Raw genomic sequence first — 14,598 nt, forward strand, 5'->3', positions numbered from 1 at the left:
GTTCGGGACCGGTGAGACCACCGTCACTTTTCCAGTCCACCGTTGTCAGTGGTCTTACTACCGCAAGCGCGTGTGCAACCGCACTTGGGTGAACCCGTCGCCGGACCGCAACTGGGCGAGATCGCACAGCTGATTGGCCAGCCAGACGCCGCGGCCGCCGAGTCCGTCCAGCGGCGGCATCACCCGGCCGACGAGCAGGTTGTCGATCCGGCCCTGGTCGGCCACGTCGCAGACGAGCGAACCGAACTCGATCCAGACCGACAACGCACCACGGCCGCCGCCGAAGCGGATGCTGTTGGTGCAGACCTCGTGCAGGGCCAGCCCGAGGTCGTCCATCCGGTCTCGCGACACCCCGTGCGACGACGCATGCCCGTTCACCCACTTCCGCACGTCGCCGAGATCGGCCAGCCCGAACTCCCACCGCTCGGCCCGATCCGGTACGTCGTTCAGTGGTGTCCGGATGGTCTTCTCGGCCAACGCCTCGGCTCCCGAGTGGGAAGCGGTGGGGTCGACTCCGGTGATCGCCGCGAACGGACAGCAGAGGCGGAAGCCCGAGTCGCCGCTGAAGGCGAGGTCGGTCAATCCCTCGTGCAGCAAGGCTTCGTCGTACTCGGCCGTGCTCCGGCCCGGGTACATGGACTCGCTGAGGCCGTAGACCGGGCGGCCGCCGGACTGCGTGAGGACGTCGCGCCAGAACGGGATCAGCCGGGCGGGATTACGTCCGGTGGTCGTCATATCGATAAAACGCAGCCGCGCGGCCGATGCTCCGAGGGCGTCGCGCAGCACGGCGATCCGGTCCGGCGGGAGTACCGCCACGATCGCCGCGTCCGTCGCCAGGCCGTCGTGAACGAACGGCGCCGACAGTCGCACGAACTCTTCGTCGCCCGAGTAGACGAAGGCTTCGTGCTGGAAACCCGCCGGCGCACCGTCGAGAGAGTCGGTGGCGCTGTCCTTCAGCACTCGAACAGCGTAGTCCGCAAAATCCAACTCTGAAGGGGATAGAGCGCGCCGTCACCGGCTGTTGGTGAGCCGTAACACTCAGGCGGGCTGCACAAGCTCGACCAGCACCCCGCCGGCCGACTTCGGGTGGATGAAGTTCACCCGCGAACCGGCGGTACCGCGGCGCGGTTCGTCGTACAGGAGCTCGGCCCCACGCGAGCGCAGTACGGCGGAGACCTGGTCGATGTCGCGGACCCGGTAGGCCAACTGCTGGATGCCCGGTCCGCGCTTGTCCAGGAACTTGGCGATCGGCGACGCGTCCGACAGCGGCGCGAGCAGCTGGATCGACGAGCCGGAGGTGCCGACCGAGAGCATCGCCTCGCGGACGCCCTGCTCCTCGTTGATCTCCTCGTGCGCGACCGTCATCCCGAAGACGTCGGCGTAGTGGCGCACGGCCGCGTCGAAGTCCGGTACGGCGATGCCGACGTGATCGATCGCCTCGAAGAGCTCGTCCATCCCTTCACCCTAAGACGGTGATCGGGCAAGACGTCGTTCGTGTGACCCGTTCGACAGACACGTACCAGTGCCGCCGCAGGTATCGTGACAGCATGTCTGACACGCAGAACCAAAGCGTCATCGTGGCCGGCGCGCGTACCCCGATCGGGAAGCTGCTGGGCGGTCTGAAGGGCTTCACCGGAGCTGAGCTCGGTGGGTTCGCGATCAAGGGCGCGCTGGACAAGGCCGGCGTCGCGCCGGACCAGGTCGAGTACGTGATCATGGGCCAGGTGCTGCAGGCCGGCGGCGGTCAGATCACCGCCCGCCAGGCCGCGGCCAAGGGCGGCATCCCGATGGGCGTCCCGGCGATCACCATCAACAAGGTCTGTCTGTCCGGCCTGAACGCGATCGCGCTCGCCGACCAGCTGATCCGCGCCGGCGAGTACGACGTCGTCGTCGCCGGCGGTATGGAGTCGATGACGAACGCGCCGCACCTGCTGCCGAAGTCCCGCGAGGGCTTCAAGTACGGCCAGGTCGCCCTGAAGGACTCGATGGAGTTCGACGGGCTCTGGGACGCGTTCACCGACCAGCCGATGGGCGCGCTCACCGACCAGGCCAACAACGAGGGCATCAAGCTGACCCGTGAGGAGCAGGACGCGTTCGCCGTCCGCTCGCACGAGCGCGCCGCGGCCGCCTGGAAGAACGGCCTGTACGTCGACGAGGTCGTGCCGGTCGAGGTCCCGCAGCGCAAGGGCGACCCGATCGTGATCAGCGCCGACGAGGGCGTCCGGGCGGACACCTCGCTCGAGGTGCTGGCCAAGCTGCGGCCCGCGTTCGGCAAGGACGGCACGATCACGGCCGGTTCGTCGTCGCCGATCTCCGACGGAGGCTGCGCGGTCGTCGTGATGAGCAAGGCCAAGGCCGAGGAGCTCGGGCTGTCCTGGATCGCCGAGATCGGGGCGCACAGCTCGGTCGCCGGTCCGGACTCGACGCTGCAGAGCCAGCCCGCCAACGCGATCGCGAAGGCGTGCGCCAAGGAAGGTATCGAGCCGGCGGCACTCGACCTGGTCGAGATCAACGAGGCCTTCGCCTCCGTCGGGATCGCGTCCACGCGTGAGCTCGGGGTCGACGCCGACAAGGTGAACGTGAACGGCGGCGCGATCGCTGTCGGCCACCCGATCGGGATGTCGGGCGCACGGCTCGTGCTGCACCTGGCACTCGAGCTCGGTCGCCGTGGCGGCGGCGTCGGCGCGGCCGCACTCTGTGGCGGTGGCGGTCAGGGTGATGCCCTCATCGTTCGTGTGAACAAGAGCTGATGCCACGCCGCACCCCACCGGTAGCGGAGCTGGTCGAGCGTGCCCGGGAGGGAGACTCCCGGGCCGTCGCCCGGCTGATCTCGCTGGTCGAGGACGAGTCACCGCTGCTGCGCGAGGTGATGGCTGCACTCTCCCCGTACGCCGGTCATGCGCACATCGTCGGAATCACCGGCTCACCCGGCGTGGGCAAGTCCACGTCCACGTCCGCGCTCGTGACGGCGTACCGGGGCACCGGGAAGCGGGTGGCCGTCCTGGCGGTCGATCCGTCGTCACCGTTCTCCGGTGGGGCGTTGCTGGGTGACCGGGTGCGGATGCAGGACCACGCGCTGGACAAGGGCGTCTACATCCGTTCGATGGCGTCCCGCGGTCACCTGGGCGGCCTGTCGTGGTCGACACCGCAGGCGTTGCGAGTGCTGGACGCGGCCGGGTTCGACGTGGTGTTCGTGGAGACGGTCGGGGTCGGGCAGTCCGAGGTGGAGATTGCCGGGATGGCCGACACCACGATCGTGCTACTGGCACCTGGGATGGGCGACGGGATCCAAGCGGCCAAGGCCGGCATCCTCGAGGTCGGCGATCTGTACGTCGTGAACAAGGCCGATCGTGATGGCGTCCAGAACGTCACCCGAGACCTGCGGCACATGCTGGCGCTGGCCGAACGGGCCGAAGGTGCGTGGGTGCCGCCGATCCTGAAGACAGTGGCCTCGCGCAACGAAGGGGTCGACGAGGTCGTCACCGCGATCGAGGACCGGCTGACCTGGATGCGCGGCAACGGCGTCCTGGACGACCGGCGACGCTCCCGGGCCCGGGACGAGATCGAGGCGATCGCAATGACCGCGCTGCGGACCCGGTTCGCACATCTGCACGGGGACGCGCGGCTCGACGTACTGGCCGCGAAGGTGGCCGAGGGCAACACCGATCCCTACAGCGCGGCCGACGAACTCATCGCCGCTTTGTGAGTTAGGTCTCGCCAGTGCGACAGAGGGCCACCTTCTGTCACACCGTGTAATCGGGCCGTGAAGGGTGGGCTACTGTCCCGTATTCGGGCAAATGTGCCACTATGCGGTCACGGTCTGCGATCCACGTCTCATCACGGCGCGCCGCCAGGTGCCATGCCCCCGGATCCGTTACACAATGGAGCTTGTAGCTGGTGAGCATTGTGCGGTGGGCTGTGTTCAGTCAGTGACAATTCGTGACGGTCCGTGATACAAACTCACAACACAGTCGACCCAGTGGTTGGAACGAGGAGTGGTGACATGCCGAAGAAGCTGTTGATCTGGGCTCTCATCGCCTTTGCCGGCTTCTATCTGTTCACGCAGCCGACGAACGCCGCCGACGCGGTGGGGGGCGCCTTCTCCGGAGTCGGTGATCTGTTCGGGAGCGTGATCACGTTCCTGACCGCGCTGTTCAACTGATCTGACGCCCAAGTGTCCCGTGACGAGCGATCGTGCGGGACACTTGTTGTACGGGGTCAAATTGACGCGTGACAGGGGAGTGAGCGGATGGCCGGAATTGGCCTCTTCCGGATGTTCGATCCGAAGGTACGGCGCCATCTGATCTCGGACGAGGGCGAAGTCGTCATCGACGAGGTTCGGCAGCACTGGGTCGTGTTCACGGTCCCGATGCTGGAGGTGCTGCTCGCGGCCGGTCTGCTGATCACGATGGTGACCACGCCGATCGGCGGGCAGCCGGTGCTGCTGGCGATCTGCCTGGTGCTGCTCACGCACTCCTTCTGGACCTTCCTCACCCATCACCGCGACCGCTTCGTCGTCACGAACATGCGGGTGATGCGGATCCGCGGCGTCTTCTCGCAGACCGTCGCGACCACCCCGATCGCACGGGTCCTGGACATCACGCTGCAGAAGCCGATCATCGGGCGGATGCTCGGCTACGGCCACTTCGTCTTCGAGTCCGCCGCGCAGGACCAGGGCTTCCGCGAGATCAAGTGGGTCAGCCGGCCCGACGACCGCGACCTGACCATCCAGCGCGTCATCCAGCGCACCGGCCTGCGCGCCTCGGCCAGCGTCGACGTGGTCCAGAGCGACGAGGACTCCGACGACGACGGTACCGGCCCGATCGGGATGGACTCGGCCCAGGAGGTCACCACGACCACCGCGGCCCCGGCGCACCACTCGCGCCCCGCGCCGAGCAGTTCGCCGTCCGCCTCGAAGTCGATCTTCAACAGCGATCGTGGGAACTGGACCGACGACTGAACTCCCCGATCCGACGTTGCCGATGGCGGTCTTCGGCCGCCGTCGCGGGCTCGGATCGCGACAGCTCCTCGACGGCCTCGCGGTAGCGGTGCAGGCGCGCCAACAGCTCCGCCCGTACGGCGTGAGTCCGCGAACCCTGTTGTCCTTCGAGAAGGGTCAGCCCGGCCTGCGGGCCATCGGCTTCTGCGGTCGCGACGGCGTGGGCCAGCTCTGCGGCGGGCGTCGGCGCGACGGAGAGCAGGAGGTCGTAGAGGCGGACGATCTCGCGCCAGTCGGTGATCGAGTACGCCGGTGCGCGCGCGTGCTCGGCCGCGATCGCGGCTTGCAGCTGGTAGGGATCGGCCTGCCGGTCTGAGCGTTCCAGGGAGTCGTTCAGCAGCGCGATCCCGCGGGTGATCGCCGCCGCGTCCCACAGCGTGCGGTCTTGCCGATCGAGCGTGACGACCTCGCCGTCAGCATCGAGTCGTGCCGGTCGGCGTGCTTCGGTGAGCAGGAGCAGCGCCAGTACGGCGGTTGGCATCGGCTGGCCGGGGAGCAGTCCGTGCAGGAGCTCGGCCAACCGGATCGCCTCAGTACAGAGATCGACGTCGTACGCCGTCTCGCCGGTGGCCGGCGCATGACCCGACGTGTAGAGGCCATGGACGACCGCGCACACCGCGGGCAGCCGGTCGGGCAACTCGCTCGCCGGGGGAACGCGGTACGGGATGTTCGCGGCCGCGATCTTCTGCCGGGCCCGCGTGAGCCGCTTCGCGGTCGCTGCCTCGGTGGTGAGCATGACCGCGGCGATCGCGGCCGACGAGAGACCACACAGGGTCCGCAGCGCGAGCGCGACCCGCGTCGGCGGCGAGAGCGTCGGATGGCAACACGTGAAGATCAACCGCAGCAGGTCGTCCTGGACGGCTTCATCCGATGCGAGCTCGGGGCGGGTGAGCTCCACGAGCTCGGTCCCCGCCCGTTCCTTGTCTCCTCGGGCGCGCTCGCGGCGCAGGATGTCGATCGCCTTGCGGCGCGCAGTGACCGTCAGCCAGGCGCGCGGCTCCGGTGGTACTCCTGTGACCGGCCAGGCGCCGAGAGCCGCCAGGGTGGCTTCCTGGACGGCGTCCTCGGCGAGCTGGACGTCGCCGACGGTCCGGATCAGGGTGGCGAGGATCCGCGTGCCCTCGATCCGGATCGTGTCGGCGATCTCGTCGTACATGATTTATTTGGCGTTGATGACCGGACGGACCTCGACCGCGCCGTTCCAGGCGGCCGGGAGCTTGGCGGCGATCGCGATCGCTTCCTCCAGGTCCTCGGCCTCGATCAGGTAGTAGCCGGTCAGCGCTTCCTTGGTCTCGGCGTACGGCCCGTCGGTGGTGACGACCTGGCCGCCGCGCGCACCCTCGACGCGGACCACGGTGGCGGTTGTCGTCGGGTGCAGGACGGCGCTGGCCTTGATCTGCCCGGCGTTCTCGATCGCGAACTGCCGGTACTCCGCGAGCTCGGCGGCCTGCTCCGGCGCGAACCAGTCGACGTCGGCGGTGTAGGTGAGGACGAGGTACTGCGTCATGATGCGGCTCCTTCGGTCAGGACCACTCTGATCCCTCGGGAAAGGAACGAACAGCACCTCGCCATCAGGACACTCCTATTGAGTCGCTTCCGTGAGCCGCCCCCGGAACGCCTGTACGACGTCCTCCGAGCCGGCGATCTGGATGGCCTCGTCGCCGGTGCGGCCCCACAGCCACAGGTAGACCGAGCCCGCGTCACCGAAGATCTCCGCCGCCGCGTCACCCTCGGATCCCTGCGTGACGGTCACACTGGTGGCGTCAGCGCCGACTGTCCACGACCGGCCCTCGGCCGTGATCCGGACCGCCGCGTCGATCGGGTGCTTGGTCCAGTTCTCGTCCCACCACGGACCGCCGAGGCTCGGATAGAGCACCTCGTCGATCCCGTCCAGTGCGAGTTCAGCGGCGATCGGCGTCACGACGTCGTACGCGAGCTCCACGTCGATCCGGTGCACGACGGTCTCCAACGCCATCCGCCGGAACCAGAAGCCCGTCGTACTGTCCTGTGGGCTGAACGTCCAGGTCTGCTGCGAGGTGCCGACCTTCCGGAGTGCCACCAGCAGAGCGGCCAGGGACTCGTCGAACAGCTCGAAAGCGTCGCGGTCGTCGACACCCTCCGGCGGCCACGGTTTGGGTAGCTCGCCGAGCCGGAGCACCTCGATCTTGTGCAGGTAGACCTGCGCGACATGCCGCACGACGGTCTCCACCGTCCAGCCCGGGCAGCTCGGCACCGGCGCTTCGAGGCCGAACTGGGCGACCTCACGCAGCCGGGCGGCCTCGGCGGTGAGTTGTTCGAGGTAGTACTCCGCTGACAATCCCATGTCCGGAACCCTCCCACAGGCCGCCGACAGTTACTCTTCAGTTCATGGCAAGGAGACGGGCGTTGCCGTTCGATCCGATCGACGAGGCGTCGCGGCAGTGGGGTCAGCGCTGGGGCGCGGTCGAGCAGATGCGCGCGGTCACGTCGTTGATGCGGGCCCAGCAGATCGTGATCGGCGAGCTGGACGACATCCTCCGCAAGCACGGACTGACGTTCGCGCGGTTCGAGGCGCTGGTGCTGCTGACGTTCTCCCGGCGTGGTTCGCTGCCGCTGGGGAAGATGGGCGAGCGGCTGCAGGTGCACCCGACCTCGGTGACGTCGATCGTCCGGCGGCTGGAGGCGGCGGACCTGGTGCTGCGGATCCCGCACCCGGACGACGGCCGCGCCGTCCTGTGCGAGATCACCCAGGAGGGACGGGACCTGGTCGAGCGGGCGACCGCGGATCTGGTCGCGGCGGACTTCGCGCTCAAGGGCCTGAGTGACGACCAGCTCAAGATGCTCTGGTCCGTGCTCGAGCCGCTGCGGCAGAGCGCCGGCGACTTCAGCTGACTCTGCGCACCGGAAGTTGGCACGCTCTTGCGGTTGGAAATAGTTGGACGTCCAAGTATTTTGGGTCCATGGACGCCGAGCAGATCGCAGCCGGCCGCAGCCGGTGGCAGCAGCGGTACGACGCCGCACGCAAGCGGGAAGCGGATTTCACCACGCTCTCCGGCACCGAGGTCGAGCCCGTCTACGGCCCGCCCGAGGGGGCGACCGATCCGCGGATGGAGCGGATCGGCTGGCCGGGCGAGTTCCCGTTCACCCGCGGTCTGCACGCCACCGGGTTCCGCGGTAAGCCGTGGACGATCCGGCAGTTCGCCGGCTTCGGCAACGCCGAGCAGACCAACGAGCGCTACAAGATGATCCTGAACGGCGGGGGCGGCGGCCTGTCCGTCGCCTTCGACATGCCGACGCTGATGGGCCGCGACTCCGACGATCCGAAGGCGCTCGGCGAGGTCGGCCACTGCGGTGTCGCGATCGACTCGGCGGTCGACATGGACCGGCTGTTCAACGGCATCCCGCTGCAGGACGTCACCACCTCGATGACGATCTCCGGCCCCGCCGTACCGGCCTTCGTGATGTACCTGGTCGCCGCCGAGCGGCAGGGCGCGGACATCTCCAAGCTCAACGGCACGCTGCAGACCGACATCTTCAAGGAGTACATCGCGCAGAAGGAGTGGCTGTTCCCGCCGGAACCGCATCTGCGCCTGATCGGCGATCTGATGGAGTACTGCGCAGCCAACATCCCGGCGTACAAGCCGTTGAGCGTCTCCGGCTATCACATCCGTGAGGCGGGATCGACGGCCGGCCAGGAGCTCGCCTACACGCTCGCCGACGGCTTCGGGTACGTCGAGCTCGGCCTCGACCGTGGTCTCGACGTCGACGTCTTCGCGCCCGGTCTGTCGTTCTTCTTCGACAGCCACCTGGACTTCTTCGAGGAGATCGCGAAGTTCCGCGCCAGCCGCCGGATCTGGGCCCGCTGGATGCGCGATGTGTACGGCGCCAAGACGGACAAGGCCCAGTGGCTGCGTTTCCACACCCAGACCGCTGGTGTCTCGTTGACTGCCCAGCAGCCGACACTGAACGTCGTACGGACTGCTGTGGAAGCCCTGGCTGCTGTTCTCGGTGGCACGAACTCGCTGCACACCAATGCGCTGGACGAGACGCTCGCCCTGCCGACCGATCAGTCGGCCGAGATCGCGCTGCGCACGCAGTCGGTGCTGATGGAGGAGATCGGCGTCACCAACGTCGCCGACCCGCTCGGCGGCTCGTGGTACGTCGAGGCGCTGACCGACAAGATCGAGGCCGAGGCCGAGGAGATCTTCGCGCGGATCAAGGAGATGAGCCCGGACGGCACGATGACCGGCGGCATCCTGCGCGGCATCGAGGACGGCTGGTTCATGGCCGAGATCGCCGACGCGGCCTTCGAGTACCAGCAGAAGCTCGAGAAGGGCGAGAAGAAGATCGTCGGCGTGAACACGCTGACCGACACCGTCTCCGGCGGGCTGGAGATCCTCCGGGTCAGCCACGAGGTCGAGGTCGAGCAGTGCCGGGTGCTCGCGACGCGCAAGTCCCACCGCGACGAGGACCTGGTACGGCGTACGCTGGCTGCTCTTGTCGAAGCGGCCAGGGGGACTGGCAACCTGATCGAGCCCATGCTGGAGGCGGCGCGTGCGGAGGCCACGATGGGGGAAATCTGTCACGTTCTTCGGGACGAGTGGGGCGAGTACCGGGAGCCCGCCCGCTTCTGAGGTCGTCGTAGCGGCAGAACCCTCGGCCGCGGCACGCGTTCAGGCGGCGGCCGGTCCGCCTGACGGGCGAGCGGTCGTGGTCTGTGGTTCGGACCGCACGATGCTGCGGGTCGTCACCGAGCTCGTGAGCTCGGGCGAGCGGGTGGTCGCAGTCGTCAACCCGGCCTCGCGGCACTACGACCGGATCAGCGAGCTCGGCGCCCAGGTGATGGGCGTCCGGGTGATCAGTGAGTCGTTGCTGCGCCGGGCCGGGATCGACGCCAAGGACGGCGAGGCGTCGACCGCGCGGGCCTTGGTGTTGCTGGACACCGACGACGTCCACAACGTGCACACGGCGTTGACCGCCCGCGACATGGATCCGGGGCTGCGGATCATCGTGCAGATGGTGAACCCGCGGCTGGGCAAGCAGTTGCACAGCCTGCTTGGCGACTGCGTGGTCATCTCCGGCCCGTCGCTGGCCGCGCCCGCGTTCGTAGCGGACGCGCTGGAGGACGACGAGCTCACTTGGCTTGACATCGGCGACCGGCGGTTGGTCGCCGGACAGGCCGATCTGATCCGCGAACCCCATCTGACCGTTCTGGCCGACACGACCTCGTCCGCGACGCCCGTGCTGCTGCCCGAGGCGAGCGCGGATCCGAGTGGCGACATTGTGCTGGGCACCGGGATCCGCACGGTCTGGCGGACTCGCGACGTCCGGCGGGCCGGCTGGATCATGGCCCTCAGCGACGTGCTCGATCGCCGGGTACGGCGGATCGCGGCGGTGATGGCGATGCTGGTGATCATCGGAACGGTGCTCACGCATTTCATCGCCAGGATCGACTGGCTGCGGGCGCTCTACCTGGTCGCCGGGGCGGTCACCTCCGCCGGGATCGAGGACAACGTGTTCTCCGACGCGGCCCCGTGGGCGAAGGTCGCGGCGGTGATCGTGCAGCTGACCGGCATCGTGCTGGTGGCGCTGCTGACCGCGGTCATCGTCGACTCGCTGATCGGTGCCCGGCTGTCCCGCGTGATCGGTGGGGTCCGCGGCCGGCCGCGCAACCATGTGGTCGTGTGCGGCCTCGGTACGGTCGGCGCCCGGGTGCTGGAGATCCTGTCCGAGCGTGGAGTCGCGGTGGTCGGCGTCGAGAAGGACGACGATGCGCCCGGCGTACAGACTGCGCATCGGCTGCGGATCCCGGTCGTGATCGGCGACAGTAGCAACGAAGAGACGCTGCGATCTGCTGGGGTTCAGCGGGCGCAGTCGGTGCTGGCGCTGACCGACGGCGACATCACCAACCTTGAGTCCGCGATGGTGGTCCGGGATCTCAATCCGGACGCGCGGATCACGATGCGGATGTTCGACCACGACCTGGCCCAGCGGGTCGAGCGACGGCTCGGGCTCGGCCACAGCCGCTCGGTGTCGATGCTGGTCGCCCCGGCGATCGCGGCCGCGGCGGCCAACCGGCGCAGCCAGGTGACCGTCCCGGCCGGTCGGCGCGTCCTGCTGCTCACCGAGGTGACCGTGGAGCCGGCCTCGGTCGCGGTCGGTCTCCGGCTCGGTGAACTCGACGAAGCCGGTGGGCTCCGGGTGCTCGCCCACAAGCACGACACCGACCCCTGGGACTGGACCCCGGCGTACGACCGCCCCCTGCGTGGTGGCGATCGGATCGCGGTCGCTGGGACGCGGAGCGGCCTGGCGCGACTACTCCTGGCTACCCGGGCTCCCAACGCTTGAGTAGCGTCGGAGAGGATAGACCTGTGAACGTACGCGGTGGGCGCCCCTTGGGCGCGAGCGGAATGCGAGGGCAGTGGTGAGCCAGTCCAACTTCTCCCGTCCCGGAGCGATCGATCTGTCCGCCTTGCGGCGGCCGGCCGGAGCCCCCGGGCCCGGCGCCGGTGCAGGTGTGCCCGGTACGGCGGCCGGTGGTGCTGCCGGCTCGTACGTGCTGAACGTCAGCGAGGCGACGTTCCAGAGCGACGTGATCGAGCGGTCCCTGCAGGTGGCCGTGGTGGTCGAGTTCTGGTCGCCGCGGGCGCAGGGCGCCGCCCAGCTCGGCGAGGTGCTGACCAAGCTCTCGACCGAGTACGCCGGTAAGTTCCTGCTGGCCCGGATCGACATCGACGCCAACCCGCAGCTGGCCCAGGCGGTCGGTGTGCAGTCGGTGCCGCTGGTGATCGCCGTACTGCGTGGTCAGGTCGTGCCGCTGTTCCAGGGCGCGCTCGGCGAGGCCGAGGCCCGCCAGTACCTCGACCAGCTGATGACGGTCGCCGTGGCGAACGGCGTCTCCGGCCGGGCCGAACCGGTCGGACCGGCCGCGGAGGCTCCCGTCGAGGAGGAGGACGCGCCGAACCCGCGCTACGCCAAGGCGGAGGACGCGGTCGGCGCGGGTGACCTCGAGGGCGCGATCGCGGCGTACGAGGAACTGATCAAGGAGACGCCGAACGACGCCGAGGCGAAGTCGGGTCTGGCCCGGGTCCAGCTGGTGAAGCGGACCCAGGAGGCGCCGGCCGACATCCGCACGCGGGCGGCCGACAACCCGTCCGACATCGAGGCGCAGCTGCTGGTCGCCGATGTCGACCTGATGGGCGGTCACGTCGAGGACGCGTTCGCCCGGCTCATCACGACCATCCAGACGACCGCGGGGGACGAGCGCAACACCGTTCGCCTGCACCTGCTGGAGCTGTTCGACGTCGTCGGCGCCGAGGACGAGCGCGTCGGCAAGGCCCGTCGTCGCCTGATGGCCGCGCTGTTCTGAGTTTTAGCGGTCCAGGATTGGATCGGTCGTGAGGGTTTCTGACACCCGGGCGAGGAGCGCACGCAGTACGTCGCGCTCCTCGTCACTGAAGGCAGCGGCCAGCCGGCGCTCGACGCCGGTGGCCCGCTCATCGGCCTGATCCAGGGCCTTCCGCCCGGCCGGAGTCGGGCGCGTCTCGATCACGTGCTTGTGCAGTGGGTGCGGCGTGCGCTCGATCAGGGTGGACGCCTCCAGGTTGCGCAGGATCGTCGTCATCGTCTGTGGGGTCACCAGACAACGCCGAGCCAGCTCAGCGGCTGAGATCCCGGGCTGCTCGTCCAGCACGAACAGAGCGGCGTACTGCGGCACTGTCAGGCCGGCCGGCTTCACTGCGGCCGCCTTCGCCGCCTGCAGGTCTTGCTCGACCCGCTTCAGGTGACTAGCGAGCCGCTCGTCGAAGGACATCCGCATACCACTCATCGTACGAACACCTTTCGGCATATATGCATTGACGCACATCAGAGCTCTGATTAGTCTCTGTACTCGTATCCGCCTGAGAGGGGTTTTTCGATGGTGCGTTTCACTGCGGCTCTCGCCGCAGTTCTCGCTCTGACCTCGCCGGTCGCGCCTGCTGTGGCCGCGCCGGTGGGGATCTCGATCACCGGCCACACGGCCGACCGTTATCCCGAGGGGATTGCCTGGGACCCGACCCGGCAGGCCTTCCTGATCGGGTCGATCGCGACCGGCCGGATCTCCGTCGTCGGCCGCGACGGCGTCCCGCATCCGTTCGGCGTCGCGCCCGGCATCTCCACCTTCGGGCTGCACGTCGATGCCCCGCGCAATCGCGTGCTTGTCACGTACGGCGATATCGGGTCGGGCGAGCGCTCGTCCGAGGCAACGTCGTACAAGCAGTCCGGCATAGCCGTCTACAACCTGCGGACCGGTCGACTGCTCCAGCGCGTCGACCTGAACACCGCGCGGCTGAACCCGGCCGGCGGCAAGCACGGCGCGAACGATTTCGCGATCGATGCCGTAGGCAACAGCTACGTCACCGACCCCGCCGGGGACGCGATCTACAAGATCGACCCGACCGGCCACGCATCGGTGCTCGTCCGGGATGCACGGCTGCGCAGTGACTCGATCGGGGTGAACGGGATTGTGTGGGACCCGGCCGGGTTCCTGCTGACGGTTCGCTACGACACCGGCGTACTCCTGAAGATCACGCCGCGCGGCCACTTCTCAGAGGTTGCCGTAGGCAAGCGCTTGGTCGGTGGCGACGGCCTGGCGATCACCCGCGACCGCCGCCTGATCGCCGTCACCAACAAACTCGGCGCCCCGGGCACCGAGGAGCTCACCGTCCTCTCCAGCACCGACGGCTACCGCACGGCGCGCGTCCGCTCGGCCCAGCCCTGGCCCGTCGCCGCCCCAACAACAGCCGCGATCACCCCGAGCGGCGTCTACGTCCTCAGCGGCAGTGTCGACGTGTTGCTGAGCGGCGGTTCAACAGACCGCTTCACCATCCGCCGCGCCAACGCCGTACCAAACAACGGGTAGTACTCGCCCGCCACCCCAACCCCTAAGCGCGAGCCGCCCCTGCGAGCGCCTCACCAACCAGGGACTACCCGTCCGTCGGTACACCCGAGCAGAACCAACCCCAGCCTCTACGGCAGGCCCGCACCACCTCGCGCCCGCACCCCGAGCAGAGGGGGCGCGCAGAGGGAGTGCGCGGCCCCGCGCCCACACCCCGAGCAGGAGGCCCGCGCCACTTCGCGCCCACACGCCGAGCGAAGCCCCGCGCGCCCTCGCGCCCACGCGCAGGCCCGCGCGGCCTCGCGCTCACGCGCCGAGCAGAGGATCCCGCGAGGTCTCCCGCCCACAACCCCGCGCAGAGGACCTGCGCGGGGTCGCACATGTACCCCGAGCAGGAGGCCCGCGCGGCCTCGCGCCCTCGCGCCCACGCGCCCACGCGCCGAGCGAAGCCCCGCGCGGCCTCGCGCCCACACCCCGAGCAGGAGGCCCGCGCCGCGCGTGTCCACCCCTCGCGCGGCACCTGGTGCCCACACCCCGAGCAGGAGGGCTGCGCCACCTCGCGCCCACCGGTCCGCGGCACCTCGCGCCCACCCCGGGGCGATTTGAGGGGATATCCCTTTGGGTTGCCCCTTCTCTCCTCAAATTTCGGCTCTCCTGTCGTATGTGTGGGTCAGTTTCGTGCGGGGAGGGTGGGGTGGTGGCGTCCGAGGCGGAGCATGGCGAGGGCGATGAGGGGTTCGGC

General features: G+C 68.9%; 15 protein-coding genes. 9 read left to right on the forward strand and 6 right to left on the reverse strand.

The features are described from left to right. Positions 1-57: 57 nt before the first annotated feature. Positions 58-960 carry an anti-sigma factor RsbA family regulatory protein gene (locus ACIA49_RS36735; RefSeq protein ID WP_396382890.1) on the reverse strand — a complete coding sequence of 301 codons (903 nt, stop codon included), beginning with the start codon at positions 958-960 and terminating at the stop codon, positions 58-60. Positions 961-1,038: 78 nt separating this feature from the next. Beyond that, the gene (gene mce, locus ACIA49_RS36740) at positions 1,039-1,455 is read right to left on the reverse strand and encodes a methylmalonyl-CoA epimerase (RefSeq protein ID WP_396382891.1); all 417 of its coding nucleotides are present in this window, start codon (positions 1,453-1,455) and stop codon (positions 1,039-1,041) included. 92 nt (positions 1,456-1,547) lie between these two features. Between mce and ACIA49_RS36745 the strand changes: the two genes are divergently transcribed. From ACIA49_RS36745 to ACIA49_RS36760, 4 genes are all read left to right on the forward strand, one after another. Further along, positions 1,548-2,750 (forward strand): acetyl-CoA C-acetyltransferase, encoded by a 1,203-nt coding sequence (locus tag ACIA49_RS36745; protein WP_396382892.1) that lies wholly within the window; start codon positions 1,548-1,550, stop codon positions 2,748-2,750. Next, entirely contained in the window at positions 2,750-3,706 is a 957-nt protein-coding gene (gene meaB, locus ACIA49_RS36750) for a methylmalonyl Co-A mutase-associated GTPase MeaB (protein WP_396382893.1), read from the forward strand. Before ACIA49_RS36745 ends, meaB begins: the two co-directional genes overlap by 1 nt. A gap of 297 nt (positions 3,707-4,003) precedes the next feature. After that, a complete protein-coding gene (locus tag ACIA49_RS36755; protein WP_165956841.1) occupies positions 4,004-4,162 on the forward strand; it encodes a hypothetical protein in 159 nt (52 codons plus the stop codon). 87 nt (positions 4,163-4,249) lie between these two features. Continuing rightward, positions 4,250-4,960: a PH domain-containing protein gene (locus ACIA49_RS36760; RefSeq protein WP_391547864.1), complete on the forward strand. Its 711-nt coding sequence runs from the start codon at positions 4,250-4,252 to the stop codon at positions 4,958-4,960. On the opposite strand, the gene ACIA49_RS36765 is transcribed toward ACIA49_RS36760, so the two are convergent. The 3 genes from ACIA49_RS36765 to ACIA49_RS36775 all read right to left on the reverse strand — a co-directional run bounded on the left by ACIA49_RS36765 (position 4,926) and on the right by ACIA49_RS36775 (position 7,322). Then, positions 4,926-6,155 carry an RNA polymerase sigma factor gene (locus ACIA49_RS36765; protein WP_396382894.1) on the reverse strand — a complete coding sequence of 410 codons (1,230 nt, stop codon included), beginning with the start codon at positions 6,153-6,155 and terminating at the stop codon, positions 4,926-4,928. The two genes, ACIA49_RS36760 and ACIA49_RS36765, sit on opposite strands and share 35 nt — an antisense overlap. 3 nt (positions 6,156-6,158) lie before the next feature. After that, complete coding sequence (locus tag ACIA49_RS36770; RefSeq protein WP_396382895.1) at positions 6,159-6,506, reverse strand: YciI family protein; 348 nt, start codon at positions 6,504-6,506, stop codon at positions 6,159-6,161. Between the two features lie 75 nt (positions 6,507-6,581). Continuing rightward, a complete protein-coding gene (locus tag ACIA49_RS36775; protein WP_396382896.1) occupies positions 6,582-7,322 on the reverse strand; it encodes a maleylpyruvate isomerase family mycothiol-dependent enzyme in 741 nt (246 codons plus the stop codon). Positions 7,323-7,366: 44 nt separating this feature from the next. On the opposite strand from ACIA49_RS36775, the gene ACIA49_RS36780 reads away from it, so the two are divergent. The 4 genes from ACIA49_RS36780 to ACIA49_RS36795 all read left to right on the forward strand — a co-directional run bounded on the left by ACIA49_RS36780 (position 7,367) and on the right by ACIA49_RS36795 (position 12,347). Further along, entirely contained in the window at positions 7,367-7,870 is a 504-nt protein-coding gene (locus ACIA49_RS36780; protein WP_396382897.1) for a MarR family winged helix-turn-helix transcriptional regulator, read from the forward strand. Between the two features lie 68 nt (positions 7,871-7,938). Beyond that, complete coding sequence (locus ACIA49_RS36785) at positions 7,939-9,612, forward strand: methylmalonyl-CoA mutase (protein ID WP_396382898.1); 1,674 nt, start codon at positions 7,939-7,941, stop codon at positions 9,610-9,612. Positions 9,613-9,688: 76 nt separating this feature from the next. Further along, a complete protein-coding gene (locus tag ACIA49_RS36790) occupies positions 9,689-11,326 on the forward strand; it encodes an NAD-binding protein (protein WP_396382899.1) in 1,638 nt (545 codons plus the stop codon). Between the two features lie 76 nt (positions 11,327-11,402). Next, positions 11,403-12,347: a tetratricopeptide repeat protein gene (locus ACIA49_RS36795; RefSeq protein ID WP_396382900.1), complete on the forward strand. Its 945-nt coding sequence runs from the start codon at positions 11,403-11,405 to the stop codon at positions 12,345-12,347. Between the two features lie 3 nt (positions 12,348-12,350). Here ACIA49_RS36795 and ACIA49_RS36800 read toward each other — a convergent pair whose 3' ends face one another. Continuing rightward, complete coding sequence (locus ACIA49_RS36800; RefSeq protein WP_396382901.1) at positions 12,351-12,806, reverse strand: MarR family winged helix-turn-helix transcriptional regulator; 456 nt, start codon at positions 12,804-12,806, stop codon at positions 12,351-12,353. A 90-nt stretch (positions 12,807-12,896) separates the two neighbouring features. Between ACIA49_RS36800 and ACIA49_RS36805 the strand changes: the two genes are divergently transcribed. Then, positions 12,897-13,880 carry a hypothetical protein gene (locus ACIA49_RS36805; RefSeq protein ID WP_396382902.1) on the forward strand — a complete coding sequence of 328 codons (984 nt, stop codon included), beginning with the start codon at positions 12,897-12,899 and terminating at the stop codon, positions 13,878-13,880. Positions 13,881-14,598: the final 718 nt, after the last annotated feature.

Source organism: Kribbella sp. NPDC051587 (genome assembly GCF_044453945.1).
Lineage (GTDB): Bacteria > Actinomycetota > Actinomycetes > Propionibacteriales > Kribbellaceae > Kribbella.

Excerpts from the sequence above, each read along its gene's own strand:
- mce (WP_396382891.1), bottom strand. The coding sequence starts at position 1,455 with ATGGACGAGCTCTTCGAGGCGATCGATCACGTCGGCATCGCCGTACCG.
- ACIA49_RS36745 (WP_396382892.1), top strand. The coding sequence starts at position 1,548 with ATGTCTGACACGCAGAACCAAAGCGTCATCGTGGCCGGCGCGCGTACC.
- meaB (WP_396382893.1), top strand. The coding sequence starts at position 2,750 with ATGCCACGCCGCACCCCACCGGTAGCGGAGCTGGTCGAGCGTGCCCGG.
- ACIA49_RS36755 (WP_165956841.1), top strand. The coding sequence starts at position 4,004 with ATGCCGAAGAAGCTGTTGATCTGGGCTCTCATCGCCTTTGCCGGCTTC.
- ACIA49_RS36760 (WP_391547864.1), top strand. The coding sequence starts at position 4,250 with ATGGCCGGAATTGGCCTCTTCCGGATGTTCGATCCGAAGGTACGGCGC.
- ACIA49_RS36765 (WP_396382894.1), bottom strand. The coding sequence starts at position 6,155 with ATGTACGACGAGATCGCCGACACGATCCGGATCGAGGGCACGCGGATC.
- ACIA49_RS36770 (WP_396382895.1), bottom strand. The coding sequence starts at position 6,506 with ATGACGCAGTACCTCGTCCTCACCTACACCGCCGACGTCGACTGGTTC.
- ACIA49_RS36775 (WP_396382896.1), bottom strand. The coding sequence starts at position 7,322 with ATGGGATTGTCAGCGGAGTACTACCTCGAACAACTCACCGCCGAGGCC.
- ACIA49_RS36780 (WP_396382897.1), top strand. The coding sequence starts at position 7,367 with ATGGCAAGGAGACGGGCGTTGCCGTTCGATCCGATCGACGAGGCGTCG.
- ACIA49_RS36785 (WP_396382898.1), top strand. The coding sequence starts at position 7,939 with ATGGACGCCGAGCAGATCGCAGCCGGCCGCAGCCGGTGGCAGCAGCGG.
- ACIA49_RS36800 (WP_396382901.1), bottom strand. The coding sequence starts at position 12,806 with ATGAGTGGTATGCGGATGTCCTTCGACGAGCGGCTCGCTAGTCACCTG.
- ACIA49_RS36805 (WP_396382902.1), top strand. The coding sequence starts at position 12,897 with ATGGTGCGTTTCACTGCGGCTCTCGCCGCAGTTCTCGCTCTGACCTCG.